The following is an 18,065-nucleotide window of genomic DNA, read 5'->3' on the forward strand; positions in this document are numbered from 1 at the left end:
AAAAAGATTTTCAACCCCTGATCTCCTCAATAAATTGCGCCATAATTTCTTGAATCCCCTCTTCTTTCGGAAGCTTGAGAAAACCAGCTAGAGAGGTAATTTCAGGTTGCATTTCTTCCAAAACACTTTGAAACGACTCGTTATCACCATTTTTTGCTTGCTCGATCATTAGACTGAATTCGTGATTAGATAATTGTGTAGTTTCTTTAGGCTCCGATTTTTGCATTGATTCACGCCTCTTTCTCCAATGTGTAGGACTTCTCCGACTTCTCTTGCCGTAAAGCCTTCCAATACGACCTTGCGGATGACGTGCCTTTCCTTTTCATTGGGTAGTTGCTGTAACAGTTCCTCCACATATAGGCTATTGTCGTTATCGAACGTTCTTTGCTGCCTGCCAAAGTCGTCCAGAATCGGGCATTCATTACGCAGCCTCTTTCTCTCTCGGTAGTTCAGGTTCCAAGCAATGCGTCTCAGAATTGTCCTGCATTCCTCTTTCGTCAAACGCTCACTTACTTTCCGATAAGTTGAAAATCACAACCTCAAAAGCGCCACCAAACAAGAGCGTACGTTCGTTTTTTAGGCAAAAAAATGAACGTGCCTTTGAATTGGCACGTTCCGATTTGCTCTATCCATTATACTAAATAACTCCGTTCACTCGCTGAAAACGCCCTTTGTGTAACTTTTGTAAGTAAATGTATTTGCCTTTTTGGGTCAAACCTACTTTCTTATTGAAGTACCGATTCAATCGCTTTTAAAATATCCATCTGTGCTTCCTCACTGATACCAACATAAGTACCCGCAACAGCTAATACTCCCGTAATAAGTAGTCAAATGTTTCAAACTCATCCTGCTCAAGTATAGGCATCGGTACGAGTTTGTCGTCTTCCTTCATTTGCAGATAGAGCTCGCACTGTTCCGGTAATACAAACCGAGTTGAGCCGAATAAATTATCGATTTTCTTTGCCATTATTACCGTCCCTTTCGCTCCCACGATGTAATTACTTCCATCTTGTCAGGTTTCTCCCGCCGCCACTCGATGTATTCTTCGCGCGCTAACACTTCGAGCACAGTCATCACACCTTCGTGACTTCGTCCGGTCTTTACGCATATTACGTCAATGCTCGGAGGATTCGGTTTCATCGCATAGTAATTTCCTATAATTCGTAATACCTTGCGCTCAATATCCGCGAGCAAGCACCCCCCTTCAAACAAGAACATTTGTTATCTAGAATTAACCACTAAACTGAGCTAACAATAGAAAAATTAGGATAGGATTAATAATGTGTCACATTTCGCTTGGGCAGGCGCGGCTACACCGTCGTTCTCGAAGCGGGTGATAACGTCTGCGAAGGTCTTCAGTGACCCCAAAAATCTCGCAGAAGCCCGTTTGCGCCGACTTTGCAGTCTAGTGTGCCCATCCCAAACCATGCACACCAAAGCGCCTTTCCAAGCCTTCTGCGAGATTTTCCGAAAAAGCTTGCCGTTACTTATGATACGGTTCTGCGCTCACAACTTGCTGGTACACTTAAATCGTCACCAATCCATAGGGATATTTTCTCCAGCTTCTTTCTGTCTGTTGAAACATGCACAGACTTAATTACAGAACGTATCAATACTTTCTTTTCCTGATCGTCCGCTACCTCAAATAATGAGTCGAAGTCTTTGAGTATCTCAACAACCATTTGTGAATTGATTTTGATACCATAATCCAATCTGGCTAATTTACGTTCAGTCTTTGCTAGGAGTGCATTTACTTCGTCTAGTTCACTTTTCGCCTTGGTTATAAGTCGATTATAATTATCGGAGCTTATCTCTTCGCTCAAATACCTTTCGTCTAACGAATCAATTTGTTTAGTTTTGTTTTCTACCCGTAACTTCAAGTCATTATAACGAAGTTCTAATGGCTGCTTGTCTTGTGAAGCATCTTCCTCAATCTTATTTAGAACTTCATCAACCAAATCCATGCTGTGTACAGAATCCCTTAACACATGCAATACCTCTTGTTCAATCCAATCAGCCCTAATTAAATTTGAGGAACATTCTGACCTACCTTTTTGGTGGTATGCCTGGCACATATAGTATCTTCGGTAGTCGTTAGTCCCTCGAATTTTATTCTTGTGCATCACCATACCCGCTCCACATTTCGGACACCTAACAACACCAGCCAGAAAGTAATTCCCACTATGAGATTTGATTGCTGTAAACGAATTCTTATGCAGGTCGTTTATCTCTTGAACTTTTTCCCATAATTCTATTGAAATAATTGGCGCATGTTTACCGTTTCTTTCGGGTACTTCTTCGAGTGTGCCCTTTCTTCTTTTAAGGTTCCAGTCCTCCTTCTTCCCCCAAGTGTTCACTCCCACGTAATCTTTATTGAGTAAGATCACCCTAACCGCAGAAATACCGAAGTTGTTTCCTCTCTTGGTTTTATAACCATAGGAATTAAGACTGTTCACAATGGTTTTATAGCCCATACCTTCAGCGCGCATCTCAAATATCCTTTTAACTATCTCACTTTCCTGCTCATTAACAACCAATTGCTTGTTGACTATATCGTAGCCTAGTAACGTACCTCCGTTAAATTCACCGTTACTGGCTCTTTTTTTCATTCCCGACTTCACTCTATTGATTGTTACATTCCGCTCATACTCGGCAAATGTCCCCTGCAAACTGATAAACATTTTTCCTTCTATGGTTGAAGAGTCAATACCACACGTACTGACTAACAGCCGCATATTCCTTGGTTGCAACTCATTATCTATCAATGTCAAAATGTCCTTGTTGCTTCTTGAAAGTCTGTCGAGTCGCCATACAACAATAGTTTGAAACTTGTTTTGTACCATGTCAGAAAAAAGACGTTGTACATCTGGACGGATAAAGTTTTTACCCGAATATCCACCATCGCAATAAACATCAAAAACGTTAAGACCGGTTGATGCAACATATCGACGAAGTTCCTCTTCTTGTGCTTCTAGTGAACAGCCGGCGTTCTTCTGCTCTTCTGTACTGACTCTAATATAAATGGCTACCTTGTCGTTTCCCATATTTTACACCTCAGCATTTCTTTTATGAGAAAATAGGTAAGCGCTAATAATCATGCGCCTACCCATTTTGAATAGCTTTTATTTTGATTTCCGATGACCATACTTTCTGATTAATTCAGCGAGAACTCTAACAACTTCCGTTCTCTTGACGTTCTCTGCTGATGGCTTGATTATTTGAGTATCAACTTTAATCATAGTGCTACCTCTCAGCTCCCCCCACCTGGCATAGACTACCTCATATGAAGATCAAGAATGTTATGTCTAACAATGTACAGCTCTTGCTCAACTTTTTCCTTATGATCGCTTAACGCATCTACAATTTCCATTAAACCTTCGAACTTTAGATGACTTTTGTCGGCAATTTTAAAATTGAATCTAACCAAATGCCCAATTGCAGCGTCTAGCTCCTGAATTCCTAGCTTTAGGTCTTGTTCCTCCCTTTCAAAGGGTGCTTCGATTTGATTGTTTTTCATATCCTTTTCCTCCTTCATGTTATCTACTTGCAATAGACATATATCAAAGGAGGCGATTTTTTTAAGGGGAAAACAAAAAAAGTTGAACTTTTTTGCTGGACTCTTGAAGAAGGCCTACTCCAAAGAGCACTAGTCATTTTTCTCAACTCAAATAACCCAGTCATTCTTTGCTGGTTTAATCGCATGCGTATTCCTGTATTGTTGCGAAGTATACGATATTTTCCAAAATCTGCACAACCATCGTTTTTGCTGTCGTTTTCTTCCTTCGGTTCATCGTATACTGTATTTGTAACTGCCATTTGTACATGTCGCTCTTGAACTTGTGGTTTCTGCTGCCCAAGCAATACCCCACACAGTTCTTCTAATAGCGGCTCCCATGCTTCCCTTGCTAACTCGTTGAAATCTATCTGATACGGGTGAGCAAGGGTTTCTTTTACCTTCTTTCGTATATAAGGCGTTACTTCCTCTATATCTGCCCCATCCCTTAACCTTCGCGTCTGCTCTGCACGCTTCTTCGGAAGGCTGTCCCAATCTGTAACCATCGCTGCAAAGTAGTGCTTGTTCTGTTCTGGTGGATGATGCAGCAATTCTGCTAATGGTATCCTACGTTCTGGCTTATCTACTATTTCAATTCGTGTCAACTCAAAATCGATAACGGTGCTCTGATTCTCTAACAACTCCAATCCCTTATTGTAATTCCGACAATATCCATTCGTTTTACGTTGATGCTTATCCCCAAAATAACGTGTCCCCTTGTAATGTCTCATCTTTCGCCGCCCATCCTTAGGAAAGACAATCACATTATCCATTGAGGTCTTTACATCATAGGCTATGTCACAGCTCACATAGTAGATGCCACTAGCTGCGCTACGCAATCTATCCAGTACTTCCTTGAATTGAACGTAATATTCTGGGCGGGTCTCTAACCGCAACGTGTATGCACTTCCTTCAGGCTCTTTTATGTTTCGGTAAAACACATGCAAATACGCACCGTTTGCCTTCTTCAGATGCAATTCGTGGCTGTACCCGTCCCCATGATATATCGTCTGCTTATATAGCTCACAGCTTATCGCCGCGCGTATCACCAAACGAAAATAAGCCCCAAATGTAACATCTTTATATTCCACCACAAATTTGTCGATGGATACCTTCGCTTTCATCGCTTGCTACCCTCCCGTTCTCACTAGCTTTTTACTGCCTGTGATTGTATTTTTTAAGACTTAATAGACTAATTAATAATTATCGGGTTTAGACTGTTTTCAGGTCTTTAAACGTAAAAAAACACTTGTCGCCCATGTCGGGCAAATCAAGTGTTTGAAAGTTGAAAAGTTGTTAAGTGTGTTTGGATAATTTCACTAAACATGAATCCGTATATTTTATTGTGTGAAATTATTATGCCATCCGGGTAGACAGGAGTCAATAGTCTGTCATTTGGTTTACTATCACCAACGAGCTTGCACGATCTCGCTATTTGCTGCCTACCTCGGTGTCATTTGTAGTGAACACCACTGAAAACGTCATCTCACCGGGTTCTCGTAGGTCTCTGACAGGTTCCCACTGTGCTAGTCGAGTACTCCTAACTCGCGGCGCATCTCGATTTCTATTTCACGTAACCGCTTCTGCTTTTTAACCAATTCCTCAAACCATTCTTTGTCTTTTTTTGCTAAAGCCAAATCGATTAGCTCGTCGTAGTCCTCTGAACACATCATCATTGCTTCTTGAAATTTGCTCATTTGTCTAACCTCCCATTGTTAATCGACGATTAGCTAACCTGCCTTGCCTTGTTCCACAACTGGCGGCTAATGATACGAGGGAAAACATCTTTCTGTCTGATGCCGTTCCGTTCTTTTTGTCCGTTGTAGGTATTAAACCCTGTATACGTCTCATTGTTCAGAACGTTTTGCACCTGTACAACAGTCCAGTCTTTCCCTGTTTTGGTGCGGATGCCTGCTCGGTTCAATTTACAAGCAATTTTGTATGGATTATTCCCCTCTACATAGAGTTGAAATATGTTCTTTACCGTTTGTGCTTGCTGCTCGTCAAGAATTATCACACCATTTTGTACCCGATACCCGTAGGCAGGTGCACCGCCAGCATATTTATTTCCCTTGGCGGTGGCAATCCGTCCGCCTTTTGTCCGTTCGTTGATGGTTTTCCGTTCAAACTCTGAAAAAGAACCTATCATTTGCAGGAACATCATTCCCGACGGTGTAGATGTATCAAAATTTTCCGATACGCTAATGAAGGCAATTCCTTTAGGTTCCAGTTCATCCTCTATCAATAAAATCAAGTTTCTCAACCTTCTGTGTATACGATCTGCCTTTACCACGACGACTCCCGTGACTCCATTATCAACCTGTTGGACGTATTGCATCATGTCCCTGTATCCGTCACGCTCTGTTGTACTACCACTTTCTCCTTCATCCTTAAAAATTCCTGCCAGTTCCCAGCCTTGACTGATACAGTACGCTTCAATCTTTTTCACTTGCTCCGCTATCGATGTATTCTCTATCTGACTATCTGAAGAAATACGAGCGTATCCAACGACTCTCTTCATTTTCACGTTACCCATGTCCAATGACTCCTTTTTTTGTAAATACTATACGACCTAGATTAAGGAAATTACAATTCCTTTTATCCTTCCTGCCGTTCTTTTACCGTGATCATGGTAAAAGAAATTTATTTTGAATATTGTCATCCTACTGCTTCAATCACAAAAAAGGGAACGAACAAGCTTCGTCACCTGTTTGTCCCTCCCTGTTAGCGTTCGCATTCCTTCTTTGCACGATCTTTCCTTGCCTGCTCAAGTATTTCAGCCAGCCTATCTAAAGACCCATCATTCTTACTCTTGTTCATTTCAAGCAGCCTGCTACTTTCTCTTACAAGGCTCACCATGTTCATTTCAATTCTCGTAATCCCTTCCTCAATAGCTCGGATGACAGCAGGGTTCGGCTTTTTCTTCTGTTGCTCTTGATTTATCCGGTTCATCATGCGCCGTATGCGTATCTCCGATAACTTGAACCTATTCTCAACTTGAGTTATCGGGTCAGTTGAAACCTGAGCGAACAGCTCCCGCTCTTCATCCGTCAATGTATCTAGCCATATCGTTTCATACAGTCCATGCTTCAAGGCGTTTTTGTTCCCTTTCAGTTTGTTGGGGTTTTTCGGTCCAGTGGATTTTCCTCCATGAAACCTGCAACGCCCATTTGCTAGAGCAGCTTTCTTACAAGGTTCGCCGCTTCTCGTCTTAGCTCCACACAGCTTTTTCTCCATCCTTTCACCGCCTAACCGTATATCATGGGGTTCGTTTCCTTTGCCCCGGGGGGGATGAATCCACTCCCAGCCGTGCATAACCTCATGCTATGTTTTCAAGTCTTTGTTTCAACATTGTTCGACATATACTGACATGATTTCAGTTACTCGCATTTGCTTCTTGCTGTACCTTTACTTTCCTGAATGCTTCAAACTCTTCACGCAGTCCTGCTGCATTGATGTAATCTATATAGTCATCTAACAGGAAAGCGTTTCGTAACAACATGTCATTTGCTGCGCTTAGTTCTTCCCATAGTAATCTTTCATACTCTGTCATTTCATTCATCTTTGTTATGCCCTCCTGTAACCCTGAAGTTTGGTTTATATCGTGTTTCAATGTTCGGGGGCTAGAATATACGGTGCAAATTATCCGCAACACATCTCTGCCCCCTTCTCGTTGGTGCTCGTATTATTGCATTAGTTCCTTTGCCTTACGCTCCCAATATCTCCGTCTGTACTCCTTTTCCTTCTGTTTGTTCTCCGGCTTCTGGCGCCACTTCCTTCTGTACTCCCTTTCGTGCTGGCGGCGTGCTTCCAGTGCTTCGGGGCTCAATTGTGCCATATGACTAATCCTCCACTATTTCAATTAGTTCGCTGTCATCAACTATTTCAATTACGTCCACATCATCGAATATTTCTATCATCTCGTCCTCGGGCTTATCCAATCTATACACGCCATCCTCCGTAACAATTTCATGAGCCATCTTTCCCGGGAATCGTGAATGCAGGTCTTTCAACGCTCACTCCCATTTCTTCGGTATTGAATTACTCAACTCCGTTCCCCTCCAGTTCCGCAAGCTTCGCCATCTCGTAAGCTAGAAGCCGTTCTGTTTCCTGTACTCGCTCTTCCGCTCTTTGAACCATTGCCACAGCTTCTTCCTTTGCTTCTTCAAGTTCCTTCTGCTGACGGGCTAGCACGCTTTGGTTATGCTGTACAGTCCCCCTCAATGCAGATGCTTCACGCTGTAAATCTTCAATGTGGCGAATTGCTTCTAGCCTTGGATGTCCGTTCTGTTGGTCAGCTAACAACTCATACCGTACAGCCTGATCTAATAACTGCCGCATTTCTGCCCCTACTTGTGAATCCGTCCGTCCTGACCGCTTCAATTCTGCCGCCTGTTCCCTTAATTCCCTAGCCTTCAGACAGTAGCCCCTTACCTCCTCCACTAACTTCTCATACTCTGCTTGTGCCTGGGCAATCGAACGCACCGTTTCTTCTACCGCTTGTTCCTCCACTGCTGCCGCCTCTACTACCTGTTCACGTTTTGCCATTGTCTGTTCATCTCCTTAGATTTTCTGCATGCAAAAAAGGCTCACTCCAACTGAAAACAAGTTGAATAAGCCTTCTAAGTGTGGTTTCAAGTTTGTATTAACAAGGTTGGTTAAGTTTGTACTAGCATCGACTGGTTACTGTGTACAACGTACAGTGTACGACCCTTCCCTAAAGAAGTAAACCCAGCGATTATAATTTAGTTAAAATTAAAGTCGTAGACTGGCAGCGGGCTTAAACCCCTCATGGATATGTGGCGATCCCCCTTATAGAGCCTGCATCTAATCTCGTTTACTGATAAAATCTTTGTAAACGGCAATTTTATGTTCAAGCATCTCATCCGCAGCTTGTAAAGTTCTAATTTGCTTCTTAATAGAGTCCTTATGTTCTTCTAGTAGCTTTAATCGCTCTTGAGTGGTATGTTCCCCCTCTATAGCCAACGAAGCATACTCCTTAATTTTCGCGATGGGCATTTGTGTTTCTTTTAACTTGATAACAAATTGTAGCCATTTCAGATGTGAATCATCATATCGTCTGTCCCCATTATCATCCCGAACGGGAGCAATAATATTTTCCTTTTCGTAATATCGCAATGTATGCGTGCTTATTCCCATAATTTCGGCCACTTCCCCAATAGTGAACATGAAAAACCTCCACACTAAATTTTATCTTGACTTAGAGTTTACTCTAATCAGTATAATCAACTCATTGATCGATCACAATAAACGAAATGAATAAAATTTAGGGGGAATTCATTTGAAATATACAGTTATCACAGGTGCAAGTTCAGGAATTGGGTATGAAACAGCTCTTGCTTTTGCGTCTCGAGGAAAAAATTTGATTTTAGCAGCCCGCAGAACGGAAGAATTGGAAAATTTAAAGTCGAAGTTGACAGAAATCAATTCAGAACTGGATATTATCATTCGAACTGTTGATTTATCTGTCACAGCGAACGTTTATGAATTTTACGAAAGCATTCGGAATTATCAGATCGAAACGTGGATTAACAATGCTGGCTTTGGAAACTTTGCTTCTGTAGGGGAACAAAACTTAAATAAAATCGAGACGATGCTCCACTTGAATATAGAGGCATTAACCATTCTGTCCTCACTTTATGTACGAGATTATGCAAAGGTTGAAGGAACGCAAATCATCAATGTTTCATCTGGAGGCGGATACTTAATCGTTGCTGATGCTGTGACCTATTGCGCGACAAAGTTCTATGTAAGTGCCTTTACAGAAGGTTTAGCACATGAATTGAAAGAAAATGGGTCAGCCATGCAAGCGAAAGTTCTAGCTCCTGCTGCAACTGCAACGGAATTTGGTAAACGTTCTATAGATGCAGATGAATTCCAATATGAAGGTGTAGTTCCTAAGTTTCATACTGCGAAAGAAATGGCTGGATTTATGCTAGAACTTTATGACAGCACAAAGGTTGTAGGCATTGTAAACGGTGAAACGTATGAATTCCTATTAAGAGATCCAATTTACCCATATGTAACGAGAACAAGAAAGGATTCGTAGAAAAATGGACAAATTTAAAATGATTCAAAATAACCATCTAGCATTAACCCAATACTATCGTTGGTATCAAGTATATGAAGTCCCACTTAACAAAGCACGTGTTGATAATCAGTTAGATATTTTGTCGGATGACGTAGAAATTTCATCACAAGCAGGAACCTCGAAAGGGAAACTGGGAATTGAAGATCGATTAAAAATGTTTGAAGGATGGCAAAATGCACATCATGTTGAAAACACAACAATCAAACAGTTGAACGATGAGGAACTTTCATTAGAAGCGGATATTCTTTATCAAAATATACGTCCAGATAATAGTAGATATAGCTATAAAATTCATTATTCCACAACATTGAGACTTAGAGACAATGACTTGCCTCTTTTTACAAAAGTTCATTTAGAACCTACAGGTACGGTGGAAAATCCACAATTTCAATCTGCCTATGCTGAAAATCGAGCAAAATCATTTATGCATTATTGGTTATATTTAATGGAAACAGCATCTGTGAACAGCGATAAATTCCAAGAACTATTAGCTGATCACTTTGAGTTAGATTTAAGCACGACTTCTAAAATTAATACACTAGAAGGATTTAATGAATGGCTCACGACCATTCCTAATCAAGTAAAACAAAGCGGACATTATCCGAAAAACTTATCAGTTACAGAAAATGCTGATCATACGATAACTGTTTCTGTAGATTTTGAATGGGAAGGTATTTCTACCCAGAATAAGCGAATGATTGCGGAAACACATCATGAATGGATACTTGAAAATAATTTAGATGAGCGATTTGCTCGGATGAAAATGATGAAAGTAATTCAAACAAAACCATTTCAAACAGTAGAATAATTTAAAATGTTGCATTTTGAGATTTCAATAAATCTATTTTTCAAACCCGTTACGATTTCCTACTAAAAGAGAAGTAAGCGTTTATTATACAGTTTCATGTTAACTCCAAACGGATTAATATTCGCTTGGGGTTCTTTTCTTTAGGGCAAGAAAAATCAAGAGCAGTAAGTTATTCTCTTAGTTATTTTGCTAACAGGGAAGGTTAGTTCAACAAAAAAAGCGACGAACAAAGGCCTTATTTTATAGTCTTTGCTCGCCGGACAATTATCACTATCGTTTTAATCTGCTGATATAGCTACTATCAAGTACTATTTCTTTTCTGATCGTGTGTACCATCACTTGTGATACGGTTCTCCGCGCTTGATCTTAAACTAATTTGCCAATTAGCTTAATGAAGCGCCAGTCAGTCTAATACTTTTTTTCTGAGTTTAACACTTAATCTCTCCGCTTCGTCCCCATGTTCAACCCTTAGTTGGTTGAAGTAGTCCTCAACCTGATTAAGGAAAGCACCGGAAGTGCTCCAGCCCAGCGCAGGACGACAAAGTCCTGCCGTATCTTGATAACCCTCATTCTTATGTCCCTCCTGAAAATAATAATGCCCCCTGGAAAAGGGCTCTTGGTCTGGATCACGAACTTGATATATATAAGAAATTGTAATAGATTCGCTTTTTTAAGTTAGCAGGCAGCATTCCTAATATGAAGCATAATCACAGGGAGATTTCAAAGTAGGAGATGATACATTGAAAAAGATTAGCGAGGGTCGAACAGCCGAAGTATTTGCTCAAGATCAGGATAAGATATTAAAGCTTTATAGGGACGGATTTCCAATGGAAGCGGTGAAATATGAATATGAAGTAAATCGGATTGTGGCCTTCCTTGAAATTCCTGCTCCAAGAGCGTACGATTTGATTGACTTTGATCATAAGAAGGGTATTGTGTTTGAAAGGATTGAGGGCTCAACACTGCTTCGTATGGGTGTTCAGTTTCCTAACGAACTCAATTCCTTGACTAAAGAGTTTGCTGAACTACATTATCGCATACATAAATATGAACTTGATGTGGAACGAATTGGAGGATCATCCGTCCTTAATCAGAAAGAGATCTTGGCTCGTAACGTTCAGAACGCTTCCCAACTATCTAACGAAGTGAAGCATGAGATCATTGAATATTTGAAAAATCTACCGGATGGAAACCGTCTATGCCATGGTGATTTTCATCCAGAAAATGTTATGATCGGTGAGCGTAGCTGGGTAATAGATTGGATGACAGGGATGATCGGTAATCCTGCTGGTGATGTCGCTCGCACTTTGCTATTATTCCGTTTTGGTACGCTGCCTGATGAGGCTCCAAGTAGCGTTAAAGATTCACTTGAACTGATGAGGGATAAAATAAACGGAGTATACTTGGAACAATATCTTTCATATTCTGGTCTGCAGTTCAGTGACATTGATAAGTGGATGTTACCGATTGCAGCGGCTAGACTATCAGAATGGATTCCTAACGAAGAGAAAGCACTACTGTTAAACTTAATCGAAGAACGATTGAAGTAACGAAAAACAACGGTCTTTTGAGGGAGCATAAATGAAAGGGCCATCCCGCAAAAGGATTGCCCTAAAACTTGCCGTTACAGACAGCGCGGAGAACCGTATCACAGCAAAAAGCCAGTTACCGCGAGCAATGTCTCGTTCAACTTAATTGCAACCAGAATCTGCTTGGGCTTATCCACTTTACCCACAGCTTTTTGCAAGAATTGTGAGTAATTTGTTCGGAATGTGCCCATTGGGAATGCAGGACAGTTTTTCCACGCGTAGCCGGGGTACTCCTAGTGACCAAACACCTGCTTCATGGTAGGAGATTACCTCCGGATCGTTGCACCAGTAAATCACCCCGTCCTTTTGGATCACAAAATGATAGGCGATGCCCGGCGGGCCCTTGGTGTTAACATGGTATCGTGCGAATGCCTCTGGCAATCCGCTCAATGTAGCCGAATGGTGCATGGCTGCTGATCGGATATAAGCCAACTTGCGACGTCCATACTTGAGTGATTTGTGGCGCGGCAAAGAGGCACGAACATCTGTCATGCGCGCGCCGGGAATCGTCATAATCATCGTTAGCTTTCGCCTTTCGTACACCTGTCCTTTTCGACATGATTATCACACAATAGTTTTTAGCTGTCCTAACTCGTTACACGCAGAAAAGGCCGCATGCTCGGTCAGCTTCCACCGGACATGCGGCCTTTTCCCCCTATAAAAAGCGACGGTGCACCTTCTTGCCATCGTACGTAAACAACACTTGCCGATCCTCCACCATCGATTCAAGGTGGATGGATTTTCCCCACAAATCATAGATGTAAGGCAATGTTTTTTCTACGTATTTGACATCCAGCTCCAGCCCCTCGAAATGATGCTTCAGGTACATCTCGCCGGAGCGTAAGTAATCCCCATCGTGTACGAGTACATAAGGGAATCCCCCGTTAACCCGTGTGCCCGCAAGACCATCGCGTACCTTCTCCCACTGCTTTTCCGCGACGACCCAATCGTTGCCCTGCTTGCCGAACATATACAAATCCAGATCACTGACGAGGTCCTTGGTCAGGAAGTTGCGAATGAAGCTGATGTCAGACTCCAGCTCGCGCACCTCGAAAATTTTCGCGCGTCCCTCTCCTGGCTTGCGTCCGAAACGCTCCTGTTCCTCCTTCGTCGGATTATCCCAGCGCTTTTCAATGTCCTCCAAAATTTTCAGACCCAAATGATACGGATTGATACTCGTCGTCGAAGGCTGAATGACGGAGGAATGCAGCTTGGCAAACTCGATCGTCTCCGATTCTGTCAACTCCATTTCCCGCAGGATGCGCATATGCCAGTAGGTGGCCCAGCCTTCGTTCATGATCTTCGTCTCCATCTGCGGCCAGAAATACAGCATCTCATCCCGGATGATCGTCAGCACATCCCGCTGCCAATCGTCCAGGATATTGCTGTATTCCATAATGAACAGCAGCAGGTCTTTTTCCGGCTCCGGCGGGAATTTGCGTGGTGCTTTTACCGGCTCGGCTTCCTCTTTTGCTTTGCGGTCCAATCCCCAGAGATCGTCATAAGGCGAGTGCCGTTCGTTCCTCGTCTTTTTGTTCGCTTCGTCTGGCTCTCGTTTCCAGCGCAGCTTCGGACGCAGCAAGCTCGGATCGATATGCTCCTGAATCGCCAGGCTCGCATCGAGCAAATTTTCCACAGCTTCCTTGCCATACTCAATCTCATACTGGCGAATCCGCTCTCCGCTGGCCGCCATGCTTTCGACCATATCCCGATTCGTGTTGGAGAAGCGCACATTGTTTTTGAAAAAGTCGCAGTGAGCAAGGACGTGAGCCACAATGAGCTTGTTTTGGATCAAGGAATTGCCGTCCAAAAGAAACGCGTAGCAAGGATTGGAGTTGATGACGAGCTCGTAGATTTTGCTCAGATTCAGGTCATACTGCAGTTTCATCCGGTAGAACGATTTACCAAAACTCCAGTGCGAAAATCGTGTGGGCATTCCATACGCGCCAAATGTATAAATGATGTCAGACGGGCATATCTCGTATCGCATCGGGTAAAAATCGAGATTGAACCCTTTGGCGATCTCGGTAATTTCGTCAATGGATCGCTCCAGTTCTTTGCGCTCGTCGTTGGTCAAATCGTTTCGCCTCCCCCTTTTGCCGTCGGTCTACTTTATGTATATGGGGAAACAGCCAAAAGACGCCACCTTTTAGAAAAGATGTCGTTCTTCATATGACACGTTTTAATGGGTAATTTATGTCAATTACCCATTGTTGCTGAATTTAGTCGAAATAATTGAGGCTCATACCCCATTTCACGGAACCGCTTAGCTACCAAAGACACATACCCTTTCGCTAATCCAATGATCATTCCCCTAACGTTCTCCGCGACCACTACCCGCGGACGTAACTTCTCAACCACGTCCAAGAAATCGAAGAATAGATCAACAAGCTTCTGCTTTGCCTGACCTTTTCTAAGATGTCCAAAGATCAAAGAGCTCTGCCGGTAGCTGAGCATTCGGGAGATTCTTGAATGGGCATTTGAAATGGGTACATCGGGGGCAATGCTGGATGCCTTGATTTAGTTGGGCTGTCGCCGTGTTTTGTAGGTGAAACCAAACGACTACTATTCCAGCGGAAAGGTATACGTATTGTTTCACCGCAAAAAATGAGGTTGAAGCTTAGAGCCTTATGCTTTGGCTGCCTGTTGGCTTTTTTCTCCTGTCGCTGAGTCGACATACTAGCGCACTACATTTCACCCTCCTCCATGAAAAAAAGCACCGCGTGGGTGCTTAATTTAAACTATTTCTTATTAGTATTACTGTGACAATAACCCCTGCGAGACTTGGAAGAATAGTTTTCGAACTAACGACAATATCAGGTATCGAAATTCCTAGATAAATTTCTGGCAAAATATCACCCCCTATACTTCCATTCTGAGGTAATGGCAGGAGCTTGTCTATATCAAAAGCCCCCCTCTTTCGGCAGGGGCATCCGGCGCGAGCCAATCCTTACGCCTAACTGCGGCCACAGGCTATAAGAGGCGGTGCAGCAGGTAATTCTGTACACTTGAGACAGGATCGGCGAGAAGCCGAAGCCGTAGGTCTCGCATATAATCCCCTGTCCGGTAAATCCCAGCAGAGTAAATCGCGGTTTTTCAAAGCTCCGAGAGGAGTTCCCAAAAATTGAAAACCGCTGTAATGCATACAATGAAAAATAATTGCATGGTTCCCTGCTACGCTCGTCGCAGCTGGTGCGTTCAGGCTCAGAATGTCCCCCTCTCGTAAGGTCACATTCGTCATCACCCATAGATTCGCTCAGGTACACCATTGATGTCTTTTACGCGTGAAGTGCTGAGATACTTCTCTTCAACAATCCGACGCTCAATCTCGTCTAGCGAATATTGCAATGCGCGATCAATCTGTTTGGCCTTCAGCTCGTTTATTGTCTCTGTTGGCTGTAGCCTTGGGAACAGTTGACCTATGCCCTTCTCTCTTGGTTCCTGCTATTCTGTACAGCAACACGGAGGGCTTTATACTCTTTCAGTTCCTTCACAACCGCCTTTCTGACTTCTATCTCATTCACTGGTTGCAGAAATGACAATTGTTCTTGTACCTGTTCACTCATTTCCAGATTCCCCCTCGCGGTAGCCCGTGATATAATTTTCTTGTGTAAGGAAAAATTATCCAACTCTCGATTGGGGGCTTTTTTTTTTAGGAGGTCTCCAATGCCTGAGATTACTGTGGTTTTTTTATTTCTTGATTAAACACAAGAAATAGTATGTTAAACCTCCTTACTATCAAAATATAATTTGCATATTTTCCCTTTAATGATAGAATATTAGAGTATTGTCAGAATTTTCAATTAAAATACGTGATAATGATGAAGAAGTTTCTAGCTGTCGCTTTAGCAACCGTTATGGTTCTATCAGTATCTAGTGTTGCTCTAGCATCTGGTGCAACTGGTGGTGGCAATTGCCCTAAAGGAACTAATACAGGGGCGTGTAGCGTGCCCTGGTAAATTTATTCCTGCCTAAGCCTCCGAACCTCGGGGGCTTTCTTAACTAAATTTCTCTTATGTTAAATATCGATTCCCTTCGACTTTAGGAAAGCCAGGCAAACAGCGTGAGGTGCTTTTCCTGATATGGTGCCATGCAAGCGTTTCTCTGCTATGGCCAAACACTGAAAGTCGATGAACACTCCATCTTTAAATCGCGAGATTAGTTGAAGCGCGATCCCTTGTTTTGCTGCTTCCTCCACCAACACGTCCATGCCGTCCCAAGTGGTTGAGAACTTCGGCACCCATCCATGACCGTCTGTGGCCCAGTCAGCGAAATCTTCTCGAGATAAGGTTCCCACCCCAACGCCTCCGCAACTTGCTTGTCCAACTCACGTCCTGCTTGCATCCAGTTCCCCTCCTTATCCATTGTGTTAAATACTGATGATTCCCCCAATTCTTAAAGTTAGTTGTGATAAAAATATTATTTAGAATCAAAAAATATTGACATTACATTTTTTAACATCTATGTTTATAGTTGTAAAATACGTATATAAGGAGTTGTCGCAATGAAGAGAATGTCGATGGTCATTACCTCTCTAATGGCTGTTACTTTGCTTGTTCCCACAGTATCGTCTGCAAACGAAGGGGCACAATCAGCGAACAGTGCATCATCTGTAAAAGAAGTGTTTAGCTCTGCATCATCTGAGAATCGTCGCCCTGATGTAGAGATTACTAACCCTCCTTCAACAAAGGCGTACTCCCCTACAATCTATTACAACGAACAGCCCAAAATATCTTGGTACCAAACAGATCCTGATCCAAACACTGTTTTTAAAACTTTCTGGGTTCTAGTTTATGATGAGACGAATGGTAATCAAATTTATAGTTCAGGAGTTCTCCCACAAAACACAAGCAATATATCGCAATCCTTTACAATTCCAATCGAATTGCCGAGAGATAAGACTCTTAGCGTAAGTGTTAGCGTACAGGATGAAGCTGGGAATTGGAATTGGGGTGCAAATGTGCACTATTTTAAAATTCAAACACCATAAATCTATATCGAGCGGTTTATTTTCGATGCCTGTTGATAACATTTAACAGGCATCTTGATATAACAAGACATTTACTCTTCCTCCTATCGTTCTTTTCAGGAAATCCGTTTAGTTCATGTAATGAAATGTTAAATTGCTTCTTTCAAAAGTGATTCAGTATCCTTTTCTACAAAACGCTCCCAATCCCAGAAATGCTCTTTTCCCGCTGTTCCGTCCAACGCTAAGGCCAGTACAATATCGAAGTCGAACCAATAGCTTATAGGGGTGTATATGTCTTTTACATCATCATAAAATCCGCAATCGGTGTAGTATGTCTCGCCATCCTCTGTTTCAGGAACCCTGTTATTCGAGCAGTAGACATAAGCTTCAATTCCCTCCTCATACTCCCGCCTTCCATTTGAAGAGTGGGCTTTCCACACTTAGGGCAGATGCTTGCCGCATGTATGAGCAATCTCATTCGATCAAAGTAACGAACACGAATCCGTCTTTCACCCCTTTTAACAAATCGTGTGTTGTGTTACCCATTTCGAAGTAACCGCTACACCATCCGTACTCTCTACAAAACTAAATATCTATTAATCACTTTACTAAAAACCGTTTTTGTATTACCATTTACTGTAAGTAAAACCATATTATTAGGAGGGACTAACGATGCAAAACCAAGATTTGTTTGATTTAGATATTCAAGTAAATTTTGTAAATCTAGTGAGACCAGACCTGCACAAGCCTAATATGACCCAATGGTGCATAACATTTGTTGGACGCTGCAGCTTGTCCTGCTGAGAAAAAGTAGTCTTTTAACATAAGTCGTAATACAAAAATTTTCAACTCACTGGCGACAGTGGGTTGAAAATTTTTGTATTACGTGGGTAATTTAGCTCATTTTCCTCAATTACCGTTGTGTTAAAACGTGACGATTTCCGTATACTGTGTGATAGCATTGTTAGTGATAGGGGGTCTAACCTTAAACAAACGATTGAAACAACAATATTTGCATGACCTGAGCCATATCA

General features: G+C 42.3%; 25 protein-coding genes. 4 read left to right on the forward strand and 21 right to left on the reverse strand.

Annotation, left to right across the window (positions count from 1 at the left end; translation table 11 throughout):
• Positions 1-10 precede the first annotated feature (10 nt).
• The 15 genes from HPY31_RS19395 to HPY31_RS19465 all read right to left on the reverse strand — a co-directional run bounded on the left by HPY31_RS19395 (position 11) and on the right by HPY31_RS19465 (position 8,743).
• A complete protein-coding gene (locus tag HPY31_RS19395) occupies positions 11-169 on the reverse strand; it encodes a hypothetical protein (RefSeq protein ID WP_172142053.1) in 159 nt (52 codons plus the stop codon).
• Positions 169-501 (reverse strand): RNA polymerase sigma factor, encoded by a 333-nt coding sequence (locus HPY31_RS19400; protein WP_172142054.1) that lies wholly within the window; start codon positions 499-501, stop codon positions 169-171. Before HPY31_RS19400 ends, HPY31_RS19395 begins: the two co-directional genes overlap by 1 nt.
• Before the next feature lie 304 nt (positions 502-805).
• A complete protein-coding gene (locus HPY31_RS19405) occupies positions 806-991 on the reverse strand; it encodes a YolD-like family protein (RefSeq protein WP_305793572.1) in 186 nt (61 codons plus the stop codon).
• Positions 970-1,140, reverse strand: a complete 171-nt coding sequence (locus tag HPY31_RS19410; RefSeq protein WP_253901876.1) for a hypothetical protein — start codon at positions 1,138-1,140, stop codon at positions 970-972. Before HPY31_RS19410 ends, HPY31_RS19405 begins: the two co-directional genes overlap by 22 nt.
• 347 nt (positions 1,141-1,487) lie before the next feature.
• Entirely contained in the window at positions 1,488-3,044 is a 1,557-nt protein-coding gene (locus HPY31_RS19415; protein ID WP_172142057.1) for a recombinase family protein, read from the reverse strand.
• Between the two features lie 230 nt (positions 3,045-3,274).
• Entirely contained in the window at positions 3,275-3,517 is a 243-nt protein-coding gene (locus HPY31_RS19420; RefSeq protein ID WP_172142058.1) for a hypothetical protein, read from the reverse strand.
• A gap of 23 nt (positions 3,518-3,540) precedes the next feature.
• Entirely contained in the window at positions 3,541-4,677 is a 1,137-nt protein-coding gene (locus tag HPY31_RS28645; protein ID WP_216675720.1) for a replication initiation protein, read from the reverse strand.
• Positions 4,678-5,079: 402 nt separating this feature from the next.
• The gene (locus HPY31_RS19430; protein ID WP_172142059.1) at positions 5,080-5,250 is read right to left on the reverse strand and encodes an IDEAL domain-containing protein; all 171 of its coding nucleotides are present in this window, start codon (positions 5,248-5,250) and stop codon (positions 5,080-5,082) included.
• A gap of 29 nt (positions 5,251-5,279) precedes the next feature.
• Complete coding sequence (locus HPY31_RS19435; RefSeq protein ID WP_253901877.1) at positions 5,280-6,089, reverse strand: recombinase family protein; 810 nt, start codon at positions 6,087-6,089, stop codon at positions 5,280-5,282.
• Positions 6,090-6,277: 188 nt separating this feature from the next.
• A complete protein-coding gene (locus tag HPY31_RS19440; protein ID WP_172142060.1) occupies positions 6,278-6,868 on the reverse strand; it encodes a type II secretion system F family protein in 591 nt (196 codons plus the stop codon).
• 61 nt (positions 6,869-6,929) lie between these two features.
• On the reverse strand, positions 6,930-7,115 hold the full coding sequence (locus HPY31_RS19445; RefSeq protein WP_172142061.1) for a hypothetical protein: 186 nt from the start codon (positions 7,113-7,115) through the stop codon (positions 6,930-6,932).
• Positions 7,116-7,238: 123 nt separating this feature from the next.
• The gene (locus HPY31_RS19450) at positions 7,239-7,391 is read right to left on the reverse strand and encodes a hypothetical protein (protein ID WP_172142062.1); all 153 of its coding nucleotides are present in this window, start codon (positions 7,389-7,391) and stop codon (positions 7,239-7,241) included.
• 4 nt (positions 7,392-7,395) lie between these two features.
• Positions 7,396-7,566, reverse strand: a complete 171-nt coding sequence (locus HPY31_RS19455; protein ID WP_172142063.1) for a hypothetical protein — start codon at positions 7,564-7,566, stop codon at positions 7,396-7,398.
• A 28-nt stretch (positions 7,567-7,594) separates the two neighbouring features.
• Complete coding sequence (locus HPY31_RS19460; protein ID WP_172142064.1) at positions 7,595-8,101, reverse strand: hypothetical protein; 507 nt, start codon at positions 8,099-8,101, stop codon at positions 7,595-7,597.
• 279 nt (positions 8,102-8,380) lie between these two features.
• A complete protein-coding gene (locus tag HPY31_RS19465) occupies positions 8,381-8,743 on the reverse strand; it encodes a MerR family transcriptional regulator (protein ID WP_172142065.1) in 363 nt (120 codons plus the stop codon).
• 112 nt (positions 8,744-8,855) lie between these two features.
• Between HPY31_RS19465 and HPY31_RS19470 the strand changes: the two genes are divergently transcribed.
• From HPY31_RS19470 to HPY31_RS19480, 3 genes are all read left to right on the forward strand, one after another.
• Positions 8,856-9,623: an SDR family NAD(P)-dependent oxidoreductase gene (locus HPY31_RS19470; protein ID WP_172142066.1), complete on the forward strand. Its 768-nt coding sequence runs from the start codon at positions 8,856-8,858 to the stop codon at positions 9,621-9,623.
• Positions 9,624-9,627: 4 nt separating this feature from the next.
• Entirely contained in the window at positions 9,628-10,473 is an 846-nt protein-coding gene (locus HPY31_RS19475; RefSeq protein ID WP_172142067.1) for a hypothetical protein, read from the forward strand.
• A 740-nt stretch (positions 10,474-11,213) separates the two neighbouring features.
• Positions 11,214-12,023, forward strand: coding sequence for an aminoglycoside phosphotransferase family protein (locus HPY31_RS19480; RefSeq protein ID WP_172142068.1), 810 nt, complete (start codon positions 11,214-11,216; stop codon positions 12,021-12,023).
• A 177-nt stretch (positions 12,024-12,200) separates the two neighbouring features.
• Here the strand turns inward: HPY31_RS19480 and HPY31_RS19485 are convergent, their stop codons facing one another.
• From HPY31_RS19485 to HPY31_RS19505, 5 genes are all read right to left on the reverse strand, one after another.
• Complete coding sequence (locus tag HPY31_RS19485; RefSeq protein ID WP_253901878.1) at positions 12,201-12,581, reverse strand: peptidoglycan recognition protein family protein; 381 nt, start codon at positions 12,579-12,581, stop codon at positions 12,201-12,203.
• 136 nt (positions 12,582-12,717) lie between these two features.
• Complete coding sequence (locus tag HPY31_RS19490) at positions 12,718-14,139, reverse strand: SpoVR family protein (protein ID WP_016741702.1); 1,422 nt, start codon at positions 14,137-14,139, stop codon at positions 12,718-12,720.
• 122 nt (positions 14,140-14,261) lie between these two features.
• The gene (locus HPY31_RS19495; RefSeq protein WP_371811742.1) at positions 14,262-14,519 is read right to left on the reverse strand and encodes a DNA cytosine methyltransferase; all 258 of its coding nucleotides are present in this window, start codon (positions 14,517-14,519) and stop codon (positions 14,262-14,264) included.
• A gap of 962 nt (positions 14,520-15,481) precedes the next feature.
• Positions 15,482-15,628 carry a hypothetical protein gene (locus HPY31_RS28885; protein ID WP_253901879.1) on the reverse strand — a complete coding sequence of 49 codons (147 nt, stop codon included), beginning with the start codon at positions 15,626-15,628 and terminating at the stop codon, positions 15,482-15,484.
• Positions 15,629-16,080: 452 nt separating this feature from the next.
• Positions 16,081-16,359, reverse strand: a complete 279-nt coding sequence (locus HPY31_RS19505) for a hypothetical protein (RefSeq protein WP_172142069.1) — start codon at positions 16,357-16,359, stop codon at positions 16,081-16,083.
• Positions 16,360-16,566: 207 nt separating this feature from the next.
• Here HPY31_RS19505 and HPY31_RS19510 point away from each other — a divergent pair, with 207 nt between their 5' ends.
• Entirely contained in the window at positions 16,567-17,052 is a 486-nt protein-coding gene (locus tag HPY31_RS19510; protein WP_064201715.1) for a hypothetical protein, read from the forward strand.
• Positions 17,053-17,180: 128 nt separating this feature from the next.
• Here HPY31_RS19510 and HPY31_RS19515 read toward each other — a convergent pair whose 3' ends face one another.
• Positions 17,181-17,471 (reverse strand): hypothetical protein, encoded by a 291-nt coding sequence (locus HPY31_RS19515; protein WP_172142070.1) that lies wholly within the window; start codon positions 17,469-17,471, stop codon positions 17,181-17,183.
• Positions 17,472-18,065: the final 594 nt, after the last annotated feature.

Origin of the sequence: Brevibacillus sp. HB1.3 (genome assembly GCF_013186635.1) — a bacterium.
Lineage (GTDB): Bacteria > Bacillota > Bacilli > Brevibacillales > Brevibacillaceae > Brevibacillus > Brevibacillus brevis_D.